Annotated in this window: 17 protein-coding genes; 6 read left to right on the forward strand and 11 right to left on the reverse strand. The window is 63.3% G+C overall.

From position 1 onward, the window contains the following. The first annotated feature begins 1 nt into the window (after position 1). Genes P0Y65_17515 through P0Y65_17525 form a run of 3 tightly spaced genes read left to right on the forward strand, consistent with a single transcriptional unit; the run spans position 2 to position 2021 of the window. Positions 2-601, forward strand: a complete 600-nt coding sequence (locus P0Y65_17515) for a YdeI/OmpD-associated family protein (protein ID WEK03967.1) — start codon at positions 2-4, stop codon at positions 599-601. Then, the gene (locus tag P0Y65_17520) at positions 601-1128 is read left to right on the forward strand and encodes a DUF1697 domain-containing protein (GenBank protein WEK03968.1); all 528 of its coding nucleotides are present in this window, start codon (positions 601-603) and stop codon (positions 1126-1128) included. Before P0Y65_17515 ends, P0Y65_17520 begins: the two co-directional genes overlap by 1 nt. Further along, positions 1125-2021 carry a ribokinase gene (locus P0Y65_17525; GenBank protein WEK03969.1) on the forward strand — a complete coding sequence of 299 codons (897 nt, stop codon included), beginning with the start codon at positions 1125-1127 and terminating at the stop codon, positions 2019-2021. Before P0Y65_17520 ends, P0Y65_17525 begins: the two co-directional genes overlap by 4 nt. Positions 2022-2062: 41 nt before the next feature. Here P0Y65_17525 and P0Y65_17530 read toward each other — a convergent pair whose 3' ends face one another. Both P0Y65_17530 and infC read right to left on the reverse strand, forming a co-directional pair. Beyond that, on the reverse strand, positions 2063-3028 hold the full coding sequence (locus tag P0Y65_17530) for an NAD-dependent epimerase/dehydratase family protein (protein ID WEK03970.1): 966 nt from the start codon (positions 3026-3028) through the stop codon (positions 2063-2065). Positions 3029-3232: 204 nt separating this feature from the next. After that, a complete protein-coding gene (infC, locus tag P0Y65_17535; protein ID WEK06829.1) occupies positions 3233-3769 on the reverse strand; it encodes a translation initiation factor IF-3 in 537 nt (178 codons plus the stop codon). Positions 3770-3948: 179 nt separating this feature from the next. On the opposite strand from infC, the gene P0Y65_17540 reads away from it, so the two are divergent. Then, the gene (locus P0Y65_17540) at positions 3949-4719 is read left to right on the forward strand and encodes an alpha/beta hydrolase (GenBank protein WEK03971.1); all 771 of its coding nucleotides are present in this window, start codon (positions 3949-3951) and stop codon (positions 4717-4719) included. Here the strand turns inward: P0Y65_17540 and P0Y65_17545 are convergent. The 4 genes from P0Y65_17545 to P0Y65_17560 are packed head-to-tail and all read right to left on the reverse strand — an operon-like array spanning position 4716 to position 8026. Beyond that, positions 4716-5369: a GNAT family protein gene (locus P0Y65_17545; protein ID WEK03972.1), complete on the reverse strand. Its 654-nt coding sequence runs from the start codon at positions 5367-5369 to the stop codon at positions 4716-4718. The two genes, P0Y65_17540 and P0Y65_17545, sit on opposite strands and share 4 nt — an antisense overlap. After that, complete coding sequence (locus tag P0Y65_17550) at positions 5366-6235, reverse strand: NAD-dependent epimerase/dehydratase family protein (protein WEK03973.1); 870 nt, start codon at positions 6233-6235, stop codon at positions 5366-5368. The genes P0Y65_17545 and P0Y65_17550 overlap by 4 nt, the downstream gene beginning before the upstream one ends. Continuing rightward, positions 6232-7368, reverse strand: a complete 1137-nt coding sequence (gene queG, locus P0Y65_17555; GenBank protein ID WEK03974.1) for a tRNA epoxyqueuosine(34) reductase QueG — start codon at positions 7366-7368, stop codon at positions 6232-6234. Before queG ends, P0Y65_17550 begins: the two co-directional genes overlap by 4 nt. Next, positions 7349-8026, reverse strand: coding sequence for a glutathione S-transferase family protein (locus tag P0Y65_17560; GenBank protein WEK03975.1), 678 nt, complete (start codon positions 8024-8026; stop codon positions 7349-7351). The genes queG and P0Y65_17560 overlap by 20 nt, the downstream gene beginning before the upstream one ends. Before the next feature lie 116 nt (positions 8027-8142). Here P0Y65_17560 and P0Y65_17565 point away from each other — a divergent pair, with 116 nt between their 5' ends. Then, entirely contained in the window at positions 8143-8955 is an 813-nt protein-coding gene (locus tag P0Y65_17565; protein ID WEK03976.1) for an undecaprenyl-diphosphate phosphatase, read from the forward strand. A 38-nt stretch (positions 8956-8993) separates the two neighbouring features. Here P0Y65_17565 and P0Y65_17570 read toward each other — a convergent pair whose 3' ends face one another. From P0Y65_17570 to P0Y65_17585, 4 genes are all read right to left on the reverse strand, one after another. Then, complete coding sequence (locus tag P0Y65_17570; protein ID WEK03977.1) at positions 8994-9617, reverse strand: outer-membrane lipoprotein carrier protein LolA; 624 nt, start codon at positions 9615-9617, stop codon at positions 8994-8996. Between the two features lie 193 nt (positions 9618-9810). Continuing rightward, entirely contained in the window at positions 9811-12504 is a 2694-nt protein-coding gene (locus P0Y65_17575) for a DNA translocase FtsK (protein ID WEK06830.1), read from the reverse strand. Positions 12505-12916: 412 nt separating this feature from the next. Continuing rightward, positions 12917-14281: an ammonium transporter gene (locus P0Y65_17580; protein WEK03978.1), complete on the reverse strand. Its 1365-nt coding sequence runs from the start codon at positions 14279-14281 to the stop codon at positions 12917-12919. A gap of 22 nt (positions 14282-14303) precedes the next feature. Next, on the reverse strand, positions 14304-14642 hold the full coding sequence (locus tag P0Y65_17585; protein WEK03979.1) for a P-II family nitrogen regulator: 339 nt from the start codon (positions 14640-14642) through the stop codon (positions 14304-14306). A 261-nt stretch (positions 14643-14903) separates the two neighbouring features. Here P0Y65_17585 and P0Y65_17590 point away from each other — a divergent pair, with 261 nt between their 5' ends. Beyond that, positions 14904-16127, forward strand: a complete 1224-nt coding sequence (locus P0Y65_17590; protein ID WEK03980.1) for an FAD-dependent oxidoreductase — start codon at positions 14904-14906, stop codon at positions 16125-16127. Here the strand turns inward: P0Y65_17590 and P0Y65_17595 are convergent. Further along, positions 16124-16360 (reverse strand): Trm112 family protein, encoded by a 237-nt coding sequence (locus P0Y65_17595; protein ID WEK03981.1) that lies wholly within the window; start codon positions 16358-16360, stop codon positions 16124-16126. The two genes, P0Y65_17590 and P0Y65_17595, sit on opposite strands and share 4 nt — an antisense overlap.

Here is a 16360-nt window from a genome sequence, read left to right on the forward strand (position 1 = left end):
CATGGCCCCGGTCGTGGTCGATCCTGCCAAGGTGACGGAATTTGCCAGCAAGGGCGATTTCTATGCCTGGCTGAGCAAGAACCACGACACGGCCGATGAGATCTGGATCCGCATCTTCAAGAAAGCCAGCGGCAAGCCGACGATCACGCCGATCGAAGCGATCGACGTGGTGCTGTGCTGGGGCTGGATCGACGCGATCAAGAAGTCTTACGACGATGAGAGCTTCGTCCAGCGCTATACCCGCCGCAAAAAGAAGAGCGTCTGGAGCCAGATCAACCGGAACAATGTGGCGCGGCTGGTCGACGAGGGAGAGATGACCGAGCATGGTCTCACCCATGTCGAAGCGGCCAAGGCGGACGGACGCTGGGACGCGGCCTATACAATCAGGATGGCTCCGCCAGAGGACCTGCTGAGTGCGATCAAGGCCAGTCCCAAGGCCCTGGCCAAGTATGAGACCCTCTCCAGCCAGAACCGCTTCGCGCTGACCTTTCGCACCATCAATCTCAAGACGGCGGCGGCGCGCGAAAAGAAGATCGCCGGCTTTGTCGCCATGCTGGAAAAGGGCGAGACGATCTATCCGCAGGGCAAGGGGACAGTCTGATGGCGCTGTGGTTCGCCTTCCTGCGCGGCATCAATCTGGGCAATCGCCAGGTCAAGATGGCCGCGCTCAAGACCTGCCTCGAAGCTGCCGACTTTGCCGCGGTGAAGACCGTGCTGGCCAGTGGCAATGTGCGGTTCGAAGCGACAGGCACGGCCGAGGCCATCAAGAACAGGATGGAAGCGGCGATCGAGAAACAGTTCGGCTTTGCTGTCGGCGTGATCCTGCGCGACGAGAAATCCATGCGGGACATGCTGGACAAGCATCCCTTTGCCGCTCTCGACCCCAAGGCCGATGTGACGCGGCATGTCGCGTTGTTCGGTGACGCCCTGCCCCGGGATCTGACGCTCGACAGCAAGCCTGGGCACACGGAAATCTTGCGCGTGGATCCACGGGAAATCTATATCGCCGGCTATCGCCAGCCCAATGGCCGCTATACCGAAGGGGTGGACGAGGTGATGAAGCCGCTCGACAAAAAGCTCAGCGTCACCATGCGCAACTGGAACACGATGGAGAAGATGCTGCCATGATCACCGTTTTCGGCTCGACCAATCTCGATCAGGTCGGCACCGTCTCCCGCCTGCCCAAGCCGGGCGAAACCGTGGCCGGTGGGACTTTTTCCATGGCGGCCGGTGGCAAGGGGGCCAACCAGGCGCTGGCCGCGCGGCGTGCCGGCGCGGAGGTGCGGCATGTGTCTGCCGTGGGGCAGGATGCCTTTGCCGATCTGGCGCTGGATCTGCTGAAAAAGGACGGCGTCGACCTGTCCGGGCTCAAGACGGTCGATGCCCCGACTGGCATTGCCATGATTTTTGTCGATGCCGAAGGCGAAAATGTCATCGCCATCCTGCCCGGCGCCAATGGAAAAGTGACGGCGGCCGATGCCGAGCAGGCGCTGGCCAAGGTCACCGGCGGCGTGCTGATGCTGCAGCAGGAAGTGCCGCAGGCGGCCACCGAACGCGCCCTCGACATCGCGCGGGAGAAGGGCCTGGTCTCCATCCTCAATACCGCGCCCTTCCTCGACAGCACTGCCGCGGTTGTCAAAAAGGCCAGCATTGTCATCGCCAATGAAACCGAATTTGCGCTTTTGAGTGGGCGCGGCCTCGACGAGCTTGATGCGGCCATGGCGGACTGGGCGAAGGCGAACAGCCAGACCGTCATCGTGACGCTGGGCGGCGATGGTGCGCGGGCGGCGACGGCCGATGGCAAGCTGATCACCGTGCCGGCGCTCAAGGTGACGCCAGTGGATACGGTCGGTGCCGGCGATACATTCTGCGGCTATCTGGCCGCCGGCCTCGATGCCGGGCTTGACCTCGAAGCGGCGATGAAGCGGGCGGCCGTTGCGGCCAGCCTTGCCTGCCTCAAACCGGGCGCGCAGCCGGCCATTCCCTATGCGAAGGATGTGGCGACTGCACTGACGGAATAGGGGTGGAGGGGACTGGCGGCATTCCGGTACTGACGGAGTGATCAGCTTGTCGGCACCTCGATCTTGCCGGCAGCGATCAACGCCTGCAGCGATTCATGGATGGCCTCAAGACTTGTGTAGCGCGGGTGGTAGCCAAGCCGCTGCCGGCTCTTCTCGATCGAGTGGCAACTGCTGCGGATGACGTGCCCACGGGTGTTCTCCCGGGCGTCCTCGGGCAGGTCCATAAGCCATTCCTCAAGCGGTTTGAACGCTAGATTGGGCTCTTTGCCGAACCAGCGATAGACCGCTTCGGCATAGCCCTTGAGCGTCACAGCCCGATCGGACACGGTGTTAAACACCTCGCCGATCGAGGCAGCCCGGTTCTGGATCGCGCAGATGATCCATTGCGCCACATCGTCGGCGTGGACGTGGTGCACCATTTCCAAACCGGAGTTCGGTAACACCAACTCGCCGCCGCGAGCGATGAGCGAGAAGGTTTCAGGGTTGGCATTCCCCTGCGGCGTAATCGGGTTCCAGCCCTCACCGACGATATGGCCGGGCCGGAATGCGGCAGCCGGGAAGCCATGGACGCGAGCCTGCTGCATCAACCATTTTTCGCTCTCGGCCTTGCCGCGTCCGTAGCTGTCGATCGGGCTCACCGGATCGGTCTCGGGCGAGGGCACGGTCGTGAGGCCGCCGTAGACCCAGATCGTGCTGCAGAAGATGTAGTGCTCGACCTTGCCGCGGATCGCCTCGACGACCTGCTTGGTGCTGGCGAGGTCGAAGGCGATCATGTCCACGACAATATCGCCATTCAGTTCGGCGATCCGCGCACCGAACGTGCCGTCCTTCTCTTCCGTGGCGCGGTCGATTGAGACGTTCTCGATGACATCCCAGGCGTGGTGCGAACGATATGGCTTGGTGCTGCCACGGCTGACATTCACGACCTCATGACCGAGTTCGACGAGGCGCGGAACTAGATAACTTCCAACATGGCCACTGCCGCCGATGATGATGATGCGTGACATGTCTGACCTGTATCGTGTGAGGAGCGCCGAAGGTATCAAACGCGGGCGCAGATGTCGTCTCTGCTTCGGGCACCAGGAGAGGGAGGCGCCAGTGACCGAGATGGGGTCGCAACCAGTCGAGCGGCTTGTTGCGCTCCGCAAAAACAAAACGGGCAGGTCTGGCGGACCTGCCCATTTTAGTTTCATCATCTAGCGCGTCGAAGCTTACTTCGGCGCGAGGACCATGACCATCTGGCGGCCTTCGGAGCGTGGCTGGCTCTCGACCTTGGCGATGGTTTCGGTCTGTTCCTTGACCTTGATCAGCAGCTGCATGCCCAATTCCTGGTGGGCCATTTCGCGACCACGGAAACGCATCGTCACCTTGACGCGGTCCCCCTCGTCGAGGAAGCGCTGCACGGCCTTCATCTTGGTCTCGTAGTCATGCGTGTCGATATTGGGACGCAGCTGGACTTCCTTGACCTCGATCACCTTCTGCTTCTTGCGCGCCTCAGCAGCTTTTTTCTGCGCGGCGTATTTGAAGCGGCCGAGGTCGAGCATCTTGGCGACCGGCGGCTGGGCGTTGGGAGAGATCAGGACGAGGTCAAGCCCCTGCTCCTGGGCTTCTGTGAGAGCCTCGCGGGTGCGGACGATACCGCGGTTCTCACCTTCAGCATCGATGAGCTGGACATCGGGGCTGGTGATATCTTCGTTCGAGAGCGGCCCATCTTTCTGGGGCGCGACTGGTCTCATTGGACGACGAATGGCACAGGATCCTTGTGTAATTTAGCCAAGTGGTGAAATCGGCCATAAAATCGTGTTAGCGGAGTGAGAAGTCAACAGGCAAACAGGCAGAATTTCAGGCCTGTTGCGCCATTGAAACGCCGCGATCAACTTTGTGGTTGCCGTGGCTAACGACTCGTTGCCGCGCCAGGACCGATAACATGACCATAACACAGAGCAAGCCCTTCCGCATCATGGTTGGTACGGACGACCAAAGCCGCGACATTGCGGTGGAACAGCGCGGGGGCAAGGGGCCGGGCCTGTTCTGGCTGGGCGGCTATCGATCGGACATGGTTGGCTCGAAGGCCCTGGCGCTCGATGCCCTTGGAGCCGAGCAGGGTTTTGCCGTGACGCGCTTCGACTATTCTGGCCACGGGGTTTCGGGCGGCAGCTTTGATCAGGGCACGATCAGCCGCTGGCTGGACGAGGCCGCGGCCGTCTATACCCTGACCGAGGGGCCGCAGATCATCGTGGGCTCATCCATGGGCGGCTGGATTGCGCTTCTCCTGGCGCGTCGACTGCTCGCCGCCGGCACACCGGCCCATGGCTTGGTGCTGATCGCGCCGGCGCCGGACATGACGCATGAACTCATGCTGCCCAGCTTCACACCGGAGGAGCATGAGGCGCTGCAGAATGTCGGTCATATCGACCAGCCGAGCGAATATTCGGAGACGCCCTATCGCATCACCCGCGCGCTGATCGAGGACGGCCAGCAGCATCTGCTGTTTGGCGGTGTCATCGAAACCGGCTGTCCGCTGCATATCCTGCAGGGCGGCAAGGACCCGGACGTGCCGCCAAGCCATGCGATCAAACTCGTGACGCATATATTGCACGATCCGGTAACGCTGACGCTGATCCCTGACGGGGACCACCGGCTGAGCCGGGACGAGGATCTCGTGCGGCTGCGGGAAGCGGTGCTGGGGCTGGTCTAGCGCGTCGTCAGCCTGGTTTTCTGCTGGCCCTGCGCGTCAAAGTTCTCCGGGGCCAGCCACCGCTCATACTCAGCACGTAAGGCTGGCCAGTCGCCATCGATCATCGAGAACCAGGCCGTATCCCGGCTTTCGCCTTTGAGGATCATGTCCTGGCGGAACAGGCCCTCATAGGTGAAGCCGAAGCGGGTGGCGGCGGCTTTTGATGGCGCGTTGAGATTGTTGCACTTCCACTCGAAGCGCCGATAGCCGAGGTCGTCGAAGGCGTGGCGGGCGAAGAGATAGAGGGCTTCGGTAGCCAGGGGCGTGCGGGCCATGGGCAGGCCCCAGTAGACGCCACCGATTTCGATGGAGCCGTGTTCGGGGCGGATGCGCATCCAGCCCTGCTGGCCAACAGCCTTGCCGGTCGATTGATCGACCACCGCGACATAGCGGTTCTCGCCCCAGACGGCATCGGTGATGCGCTGTTCCACTTCGGCCAGGCTTTCCGGCGCGGTCGAGAACAGCCAGCGGTAGCGCTCGGCGCCGCCGGGCATGGAGGAAATCTCGAAAATGTCGGCGGCATGCTTTTGCGCCAGCGGCTCGAGCCGGACAAAACGGCCGTCGAGCACGATCGGCTGGGGCGCGGACTTGGCCGGATGCAGATTGGTCATTTCTCGCTCTCCCAGATGGCGTCGAGGCTTTGGCGGTAGTTGGGATGCAGCAGCTCGATCCCCAGCGCCTGCTTGATGGCGGCGTTGGAGACGCGTTTGTTGTCCCGGTAGAAGCTTTTTTGCATTGGCGTGAACTCAGCCTGCTCGAAGGGCACTTCAGCCGGCGGGGCCATGCCCATGAGGCCAGCGGCGTAGGTCACGAGATCCTGCGGCGGGGCGGGTTCGTCATCGGCGAGGTTGAAGGTGCCACTAAGGCGCGCTTCGGCGGCCAGGGCGGTGATACGGCCAATGTCTTCCACGTGGATGCGGTTGAACACCTGGCCCGGCTTGATGACGCGGCGCGCCGTGCCGTCGCGCAGCTTGTCGAAGGTCGAACGGCCGGGGCCATAGATGCCGGCAAGGCGCAGGATGCAGAGCGGGACGCCGCGGTCAGCGGCATAGTCGCGCCAGGCCTGTTCGGCCAGGACGCGACGGTCGGAGCGATCATTGCGCGGCACAAGGGGCGCGCTTTCGTCGATCCAGGCGCCCTGGAAATCCCCATAGACGCCAACTGTGGAATAATAGCAGAGCCATTGCAGGTTCTCCGCGGCGTCGAGATCGGCGCGGTGATGCAGCAGCGCCGGATCGCCCGCCTCGCCCGGGGCAATGGAGAGAATGCCGTGACTGGCCTGTCGCAGGTCCTCGCCCAGGGTTTTGCCGGGCGTGGTGCCGTCGAAGACGTGGGTGCTCAGACCCTTGGCCGCTAGCGCCTGAGCCTTTTCGGCGGTGCGGACGGTGCCCCCAATGCTCGCGTATTCGCCCGATGTGCGCATGCGGATCGAGGCCTCTTTGGATGAATAGCCGAGGCCGAAAAAGAAGGCGTTCACTGCAGGCTCCCCGTCCATTCGCTGCGCACCGAGCTATCGCTTTCCCGGGGCAAATAGGCAAGGCTGAGCGCATCTGCCCGCTCCGGCGCCAATCGCCGCAGCGCCCAGATGGCGGCCCCACGCACCAGCGGGTCATCGGCGGTCAGCCGCGCCTCGACCATGGGCAAGAAGTCGGTGTTTTCCGAATTGCCAATGGCGATCAGCACGTTGCGCAGGAAGCGGGCGTGGCCGATGCGCTTGATGGGCGAGCCGGAGAACAGCGCCCGAAAGGCTTCGTCATCCAGTTGCACCAGATCGGCCAGTTGCGGCCGCTCGAACTCGGGGCGCGAGCGGAGCTTCGCCTCCCGGCTGACCGAGGCGAACTTGTTCCAGGGGCAGACGGCGAGACAGTCGTCGCAACCGTAGATGCGATTGCCCATGGGCACGCGAAATTCCAATGGTATCGGGCCTTTATGCTCGACCGTGAGGTAAGCAAGGCAGCGCCGCGCATCGAGCCGGAATGGCGCCGGAAAGGCGTTGGTCGGGCAGACATCGAGGCATCTGGTGCAGGAGCCGCAGCTTTCTTCATGCGGCTTATCCCCGGGCAGGTCAGCCGAGGTCAGAATGGCGCCCAGAAACAGCCAGGAGCCGAAGTCACGGCTGACCAGCACCGAATGCTTTCCCTGCCAGCCGAGGCCCGCCGCCTCGGCCAATGGCTTTTCCATCAGCGGCGCGGTATCGACGAAGACCTTGACCTCCTCGCCCGAGCGCCGCGCCAGCAGACCGGCGAGTTCCTTGAGCTTGCCCTTGATGATCTCGTGATAGTCGCGATTGCGGGCATAGACCGAGATCGTGCCCAGCGAGCGCTCGCCGAGAATGGCCATGGGGTCGGTTTCGGGGCCGTAGTTGATGCCGAGAAGGATGACCGACTTCGCCTCGGGCCACATGCCATTGGGACTGGCGCGGCGCTCGGCGGTCTCTGCCATCCAGTCCATGTCGCCATGCCAGCCTTGAGCCAACGCGGCCGCGAGCTTGGCTGGCAGGTCCGGCCGCGCATCGGCGGGCGCAATGCCAAAGCTCTCAAAGCCCAGCGCCAGCGCCCGGGCCTTGAGCTCGGCAACGAGCTTGTGGGGATCAGAAATCGAGATTGGCATAGCCCGGGTGGGGCGAGATGGCGACGACGCGGTCGTTGAGCAAGGTGCGGAAGGCGGGGCGGGATTTGATGCGGGAGTACCAGTCGCGGGTTTCGCCGGCCTTGCCCCAGTCGATGTCGCCCAGATAATCGAGCGTCGAGAGATGCGCTGCCAGGGCAAAATCAGCCAGGGTCAGCGTGTCGCCGGCCAGCCAGGCGCGGTTGGCGAAGATCCAGTTAAAATAGAGCATGTGCTCGTTGAGGTTGGCCTTGGCGATCCGCAGCACGGCCGGGTCGGGGGTGGCGCCACGCTGGTCGCGCTTGACGATCTTTTCCTCGAGCACATAGCGGGTGACTTCGTCGGCAAGCTTGAAGATGACCCATTCGACCAGGCGCCACATTTCAGCGCGCTGGCCGGGCTCGGCGGGGATCAGCCCCTCGACGACGGTGGGGGTATAGAGGTCTTCCACCGTGTGGATATTGGCGAGGATGCCAACCACGGGCTGGTCACTTTCGCCCAGGAAGATGGGCAGGGTGGCAGCCGGGTTGATCTCCAACAAATGCGCGTCACGCAACCAAGGTTTGATTTCTTCCATATCGAGCGGAACGCCATATTCGGCGCACATCAGCCGAATAAGCCGCGAGGACGGGTCGAGAGGATGATGGATCAGGCTCGGCATGGGTGACGCTCGTCTCTTTTTAGGGCCGCGGCAGCGGAGGCGCTGCTTGGCGCTGGTGGCGAACAACGCTAGAGCTTGCCGGTCGCACGACCCGATGGACTGAATTAGGGGATCAAATGAACGCCGATCAAGGTATTTTTGTGCCACTCATCCTGGGAATTCTCGAGGGCCTTACTGAATTCCTTCCAGTCAGCTCTACCGGGCATCTGCTGCTGGCCGGTCATTTCTTTGGATTGACGCAGCCGGCAACCTTCATCGTGCTGATCCAGCTGGGGGCAATCCTGGCTGTGGTGACGGTCTATTTCGCCAAGCTGGGCATGCTGATCCGCGATGCGCTGACCGGGAAGGCCTATGCCTGGCAGTTCGCGCTGTCGGTGATCCTGGCGTGTTTTCCGGCGGTCATTGCTGGCGTGTTATTGCGCGATTTCATCCAGGGGGATCTGTGGGAATCCGCAGCGCTGATCTGCTGGAGCCTGCTGATCGGCGGCGTGATCCTGCTGATTGTCGATCGCCTGCCGCTCAAGCCGAAGTATGACGATATCTACCAGTTTCCCTGGCATATCGCGCTGGTGGTGGGCCTTTTCCAGATGATCTCGCTGATCCCGGGCGTGTCGCGCTCGGGTTCGACCGTGGTGGGCGGCATGCTGTTTGGTGCCAGCAAGCGCGCGGCGGCCGAATTCACCTTCTTCATCGCCCTGCCGATCATGGTCGGCGCCTTTGGCTATGATCTCTACAAGAGCCGTGACCTGATCGATGGCTCCATCGCGCTCAATGTCGCGATCGGTTTTGCAGCGGCATTCGTCGCCGGCGCGGTGGTCGTGCGCTACCTGCTGAATTTCGTCAGCAAGTATGGCTTTGCGCCCTTTGCCTGGTGGCGCATTGCCGTGGGGCTGGCGGGGCTGGTCGCGATCTACGCTTTCGGCCGCTAGATACAAAAATCCCCGCAAAAGCGGGGATTTTCTTTTGGCTACTGTTCCAGCGGCTTGAAGGTGGCCGGGATGGAGAAGAAGGCGCGCGGGATCTGCACGTCCTTTTCGACGTCATAAAGCGAGAAGGTCAGCTCGGCGCCGCTCGGCTCGACCAAGCTCCACTGAGCCAGTTCCTTGGTGTCGGTATCAAAGACCAGCGACACCTGGACCGTGCCGGCCACGGTCTCGTCGATGATGGTGACGGACATGAAGCCATCCGACATGACGATGTCGACCACCTTGGCACTTAGCAGCTGCACCTTGTCGCCGAGGAACTGGCGCAGCGGGATCGAATCCTGCGGATAGGCGTAATAGGTCTCGTCGCGCCGGTTGAGCACGTAGAAGCCGCGGCCGATCGAGACGATTTCCTCGCGGCTTGGCGGGTTGTAGCGGAAAGCCACCTTGTCAGGGCGCTCGAGGAAAAAGGTCCCCTCGGTGCGACCACCGCTGGTGTCGATCTGCAGGAACCGGCCGACCATGGTGCGGATGGCCGAATTATGCGCATCGATTTCACCGACCAGCTGCTGCTCCTCGGGCGTCAGGGTCCGGCTTTGCGCCAGGGCCGGAAGGCTTATGGCAAAAGCGGCAGAAAAGCCGAGCAGCAGGGCGTCGCGTCGAATCATGAAAGTCGTCCCGGTAGGTAAGTCGATGTGCAGGCTAGCCTAGAAAGCAATTGCGGCGACAGGTGGTTCCGCAATGGTCTGAGGGCATGCCACAGAGCAGGCTTTCATCACGTTATCGCGTGTGGCGCGCTGGCCAAAATGAAAAGCCCCGGCACGGGACCGGGGCTTTGAGAGGTTGGGACAGTCTTTGGGCTTAATAGCCGTCGGCGTTGTTGCCGACGAGGATTTCGCGCTTGCCAGCGTGGTTAGCCGGGGAGATGACGCCTTCGTTCTCCATGCGCTCAATCAGGGTGGCGGCCTTGTTGTAGCCGATCCCCAGACGGCGCTGGACATAGGAGGTGGAGGCCTTCTTGTCGCTCAGAACGATATGGACGGCCTTGTCGTAGAGCTCGTCGCCCGAGCCGGCATAGCCGTCGCCGCCGGCGCTGCCACCGGAATCGCCACCGTATTCGCCGCCCTCGTCGTCTTCGGCCGTAACCGAATCCAGATAATCGGGTGCGCCCTGGCTCTTGAGATGGTTGACCACCGCCTCGACTTCACCGTCGGCCACGAAGGGGCCGTGCAGGCGCTTGGTGCGGCCGCCGGACGCCATGTAGAGCATGTCACCATTGCCCAGCAGCTGTTCTGCGCCCTGCTCGCCCAGAATGGTGCGCGAGTCGATCTTGGACGTCACCATGAAGGAGATGCGGGTGGGGAAGTTGGCCTTGATCGTACCGGTGATGACGTCGACCGACGGACGCTGAGTGGCCGTGATGATGTGAATGCCGGCGGCGCGGGCCATCTGGGCAAGGCGCTGGATGGCGCCTTCGATGTCCTTGCCGGCCACCATCATCAGGTCGGCCATCTCGTCGACGATGACGACGATATAGGGCAACGGCTCGAGGTCGAACTGCTCGCTCTCAAAGATCGCCTCGCCGGTTTCGCGGTCGAAGCCGGTCTGGACCGTGCGGGTGATGACCTCGCCCTTGGCCTTGGATTCGGTGACGCGCTGATTGAAGCCATCGATATTGCGGACGCCGATCTTGCTCATCTTGCGATAGCGATCTTCCATCTCGCGCACGGCCCATTTGAGCGCCACCACTGCCTTGTGCGGATCGGTGACGACCGGGGTCAGCAGATGAGGAATGCCGTCATAGATGCTCAGTTCGAGCATCTTGGGATCGATCATGATCATGCGGCACTGCTCGGGCGTCATCTGATAGAGCAGGCTGAGGATGAAGGTGTTGATACCCACGGATTTGCCCGAGCCGGTGGTACCGGCGATGAGCAGGTGGGGCATGCGGGCGAGGTCGGCGATGACGGGTTCGCCACCGATCGTCTTGCCGAGGCAGATGGGGAGCTTGCCCTTCATCTTCTCGAAATCGGACGACGCCAGCATTTCGCGGAAATAGACGGTTTCGCGGTTCTGGTTGGGCAGTTCGATGCCGATGGCATTGCGGCCAGGCACCACGGCGACGCGGGCGGAATGGGCTGACATCGAGCGGGCAATGTCGTCGGCCAGCGAAATCACGCGGCTCGACTTGATGCCGGGAGCCGGCTCGAGCTCGAACAGGGTGACCACAGGACCGGGGCGGACGTTGATGATGTCGCCCTTGACGCCGAAGTCCTGCAGCACTTCCTCGAGCTTGCGAGCCATGGCCTCGAGCCGCTCGGGCGCGTGCTCGGGCGAAGGGCCATTGTGCCTGGGCTCGGAGAGCAGGCTCAGCGGCGGCAGTTCGAAGCCGCCGGGCTCGTCGAGGAAGCTCGACTGGGCTTCGCGCATCATGCGCTGGCCCTGAACTGGACGCGGGGCGGGCGCCGTGACACGCGGCTTGGCCGGATCGACCGGATGGAAGCGGGAATCGCCGCGCTGCTGGTGATTGACCACAGGCTGGGTCGCTGGCAGATCCGGCACGAAGGGCACGGCGTCGTCCTCGACCTCGTCGGGATAGTCGAGTTCGGTGTCGTCATAGCTCGGGCGCGCGTTGATGCGGGGCGAGATGGACGGCTCCTCGCGATCGTCGGGCTCGGCAAAGCTCGGCTCGGCCTGGAAGGCCGGCTCGACGGGAGCATGAATGCGGCGGGTCGTCGGGGCCACAGACGGCTCGCGGCGATCGACCATGGGTTCGCGGCCATCCATGCTGGGTTCGACATCCTCGTCGCGCCAGCTGGCTTCTTCGGCAGCGCGGCGTTCGGCATGGCTGGCGCGGGCGCGGCGGAAGGCGGTGCGCAGCGAATAGCCCATGTGCACCATGGCGCCGAGCGCGACATCGAGCACGGGATTGGTCTCGGGTTCGTCCTCTTCCTCGACGGCGGGGACGCCCTTGCGGCCCGCTGCAGCAGCGGCAGACTTCTTGCGCGGACCGGTGGGCACGGATTGGCCGAGACCCATGGCGATCCAGAAGGTGGCCAGGGCCGGCACGGAAATGATGATGGCAAAGAGCACGGCGGTGACGGCCTGCGGCTTGTCGCCCGTGACAAGGGTAGCCAGCGCGGTAAAGCCATTGCCGACGAGGCCACCCAGGCCCGTGGGCAGCGGCCAGGTAACGGGCATGGCAACAAAGGACAGCACGCCGGCCACGAGGGCGGTGGCGACGATCCAGCTCAGGAAACGCATGCCCAAGTGGATTGGCATGCGGCGGCGCGCCAGCGTCCAGCCCCAGAGGGCGGGCGGTACGAGGAGAGCCAGTGCCGACAGACCAAGCGTCTGGAACAGGATGTCGGAGAGAGCCGAGCCCGGGAAGCCCAACCAATTGGCCGGCGCCTTGGCCGTCGCATAGGAAAAGCTCGGATCATCCACCGACCAAGAGGCCATGGATGCCAAGGCGATCGCCACGAAGCCGAGCAGGATGAAGCCTGCCAGACGCGCCGGAATGCGAATGGCCAGCGCCGGGGGCGGCGGGGGCATGGCCTTGGCCGAGCTGGCGCGCGATGCGCGCTGCGGCACAGAGCGGATTTCGTCGAGTACGGGCGAGGGAGAACTGGGCATGGGCGAACTCAATACTTGCCCGGCGCAAACCGGGCCCACATTGGCTTCATGCTAGATCGGTCTGGTTAACCCGAGGCTAACCATGGGCGGATTGACCGATGAACTGTCTCCCCCTCAAAAGAAAAGGCCCGCCGGAGGGGCGGGCCAGTCTGCCGCTTGCGTCGCGAGGGAGGAGCGAGACCGCGGGAACCTCAGTCGTGGGAAATAGATCGTGGGGTGCGGCCCGTGCCGTTTTGCGAGTGGGAAGCCTCTGTGGCGGGCCAAGAGGAAACACGAACCGCACGCCACGATCTATTGGCTTCGGCGGGCGGACCCGCCGAAGCCGAAGGCATTAGTTGTAAGCGCGTTCGCCGTGGGTCGAGAGATCCAGGCCATCGCTTTCGCTCGATTCGGGGACGCGGGCGCCGCCGAACAGGGCCTTGACGATGAACATGGCGATCAGCGCGACCACACCCGACCAGACGATGGCGATGACAACGCCGGTCAGCTGGATCATGAACTGGCCACCGATCGAGTAAGCGGCTGCATCACCCAGCGGGTAACCGCCGAGGCCAGGCGCAGCGACGATGGCGGTGCCGAGAGCACCGACGATGCCGCCGACGCCGTGGATGCCGAACACGTCGAGCGAGTCGTCATACTTGAGCAGGGGCTTGAGGTTGACGACGGCCCAGAGGCAGACGAAACCGGCGATGGCACCGAGGACAATGGCGCCACCGACACCGGCAAAACCAGCGGCCGGGGTGATGGCGACGAGACCGGCGACGGCACCCGAGACGGCACCGAGAGCCGAAGCATGACCACGGGTGATCTTTTCACCGATGACCCAGGCCAGGGCCGCAGCGGCGGGGGCCAGGACTGTGTTGATCAGGGCAACGGCGGTCAGGGCATTGGCTTCGAGATTGGAGCCGGCATTGAAGCCGAACCAGCCGAACCACAGCAGGCCGGTACCGGCATAGGTCCAGACCAGGTTGTGGGGCGCAATCGGCTCCTTTAGGTAGCCGAGACGCGGGCCAAGCACCATGGCGGCGACGAGAGCGGCCACACCGGAATTGATGTGAACCACGGTACCGCCGGCGAAGTCATAGGCGCCCATGCCGAACAGCAGGCCCGGGCCCGACCAGACCATGTGGGCCATCGGAATGTAGGAGAAGGTGAACCAGATAGCGAGGAAGGCCAGCAGCGCGCCCAGCTTCATGCGCTCGGCAATACCGCCGACGATGAGGGTGGAGGTGATGCAGGCAAAGGTCAGCTGGAAGGTCACGAAAACCAGCTCGGGCAGTTCGAAACCAGCCGAGAAGGTTGCAGCGCGGCTATCGAGCGTGACGCCATTGAGGAAGAATTTGGAGAAGTCGCCGACGAATGCGGAGAGACCGCCTTCGGTCGGGCCGGCGAAGGCCAGCGAGTAGCCATAGGCGACCCAGAGGATCGAGATCATGGCGAAGCCGAGGAAGACCTGGGTCAGCACCGAGAGGATGTTCTTGGCGCGCACGAGGCCGCCGTAGAACAGGGCCAGGCCCGGAATGGTCATGACGATGACGACCATGGTGGACACGAGCATCCAGGCCACGTCGCCCTTGTCGACAATGGCGGCGGCTTCTTCGACCACAGGCGCAGCGGCGTCCTGGGCGAAGGCTGGCAGCGCCAGCATGAGGGAGGCGAGGGCTGCCGTTCCCAGGATTTTTGACGTCTTTATCATCTGTTGTTTCTCCCGATGACGCTTAGAGGGCAGCCGCGCCGGTTTCACCGGTACGGATACGGGTGACGGCGAGCAGATCGAGCACGAAGATCTTGCCATCGCCGATGCGACCGGTCTGGGCGCTGTCGCGGATGGCGGTGGAGACGGCATCGGCCAGCGCGTCATCGACGGCGATTTCGACCTTCAGCTTGGGCAGGAAATGCACGGCATATTCCGTGCCGCGGTAAATTTCGGAATGCCCCTTCTGGCGGCCGTAGCCCTTCACTTCGGTCACGGTCATGCCGTGAACATCGAGCGAGTTGAGAGCCTGGCGAACCTCTTCGAGGCGTGATGGCTTGATAATTGCAATCACCAGTTTCATGAAAGCCCCTTTGCGTCTTGGCGCTGGTCTGGAATGCCCAGATAGACTCAAGAGCCGTGCCAACTCGGCGCCAAAGAAAAAACCCTTTTCCGCCAGAGACTTGGACGAGTGCCATTTTTGTGGGCGATCGCTGGTCGCTGGCTTTGCCTATTTTGTGCGCAGCGCGCGGGCGATTTGAGCAAGATTGCGGCAGACATGTGGCACTCGGTCCGCTTGCATCGCGATGGTCGGAACATGCAAATGGGCACAAGGAGAACTGGCATGAACGACAAAAGCGAAGCCTATGATGTGGTGGTGGTCGGCGGCGGACATGTTGGCCTGACGCTGGCCCTGGCGCTGGTGCAGTCCGCACGCGGCATCAGGGTGGCGCTGGTCGACCGGCGGCCGCTATCGGTGCCGCGCGACGCCCGAGCTTCTGCGATTGCTGCGGGCGTGAGGCGCGTGTTCGAGGCGCTGGGGGTATGGTCGGCAATGGCCGCGGCCAGCCAGCCGATGACGGCGATGCGGATTACCGATTCCGGTCACGGCGACATTGCGCGGCCACTGTTTCTCAGCTTTGACGGCGACGTGGCCCCTGGCGAAGCCTTTGCCCATATGGTGCCCAATAGCGTGAGCGCGCAGGCGCTGCTCGATGCGGTCAGCGGCAAGGTAGAGGTCATTGCGCCGGCAACCTTTACCGGTTTTGAGGCCGACGGTGCGCACGGACGTCTCACGCTGGGCGATGGACGCGTCTTGGTGGCGCCGCTGGTGGTTGCCGCTGACGGCGGCATGTCGGCACTGCGTGGCATGGCCGGAATCACGACGGCCGGGCACGACTACAAGCAGACCGGGCTAGTTACGACCATTGCCCATGAATTGCCGCATGATGGCGTGGCCTACGAGCATTTCCGCCCCGCCGGTCCCTTTGCCAGCCTCCCCTTGCCCGGTAATCGGTCCTCGCTGGTGTGGACCGAAACGAGCGAGAATGCCGCGCGATATCTGGCCATGGACGATGCCACCCTTGCTGCCAAGATCGAGGCGGTGATGGGCTCAACCCTGGGTGCCGTGACCCTGGAAGAGAAGCTTCAGGGCTTTCCACTGCGCCTGCAGATCGCCCGCGACTTCGTGGCGCCGCGCCTGGCGCTGGTGGGCGATGCGGCCCATGTCATTCATCCCATTTCTGGCCAGGGGCTCAACCTGGGGCTCAAGGATGTCGCGGCGCTGGCCGAAGTGGTTGTCGAGGCGATCAGGCTCGGGCTCGATCACGGCAGCGAGGAGGTTCTGGAGCGCTACCAGGCCTGGCGCCGGCTCGACACCACGCGCATGGCCGCAACCACCGATACGCTCAATCGCCTGTTTTCCAATGATATGGCGCCAGTCCGTGCCATCCGCGATTTCGGTCTCGGGCTGGTCGATCGGGCCGGGCCGGTCAAGGCGGCGCTGATCCGCACGGCGTCTGGCATTGGCGGAAACGGACCAAAGCTTTTGAGCGGGCTGCCGCTCTAACCCTTCAGTTCGGGCAGTTTCTTCAGCGATTCGGGATCGACATTGCGCGCTTCGTCGAGGCTGAGCAGGGGCACGCCCTTGACGATGGGGAAGGCCAGGCGAGCGGCGACAGAAATCAGTTCGCTCTTGTCCTCGCTCAGCGTCAGCCGCGTCTTGGTCAGCGGACAGACCAGCATTTCGAGCGTCCGGACGTCGAAGACATGACGGGGGCTGACGGCGGGCACCTGGCTCAT

This window comes from Candidatus Devosia phytovorans, from assembly GCA_029202405.1.
Classification (GTDB): Bacteria; Pseudomonadota; Alphaproteobacteria; order Rhizobiales; family Devosiaceae; genus Devosia; species Devosia phytovorans.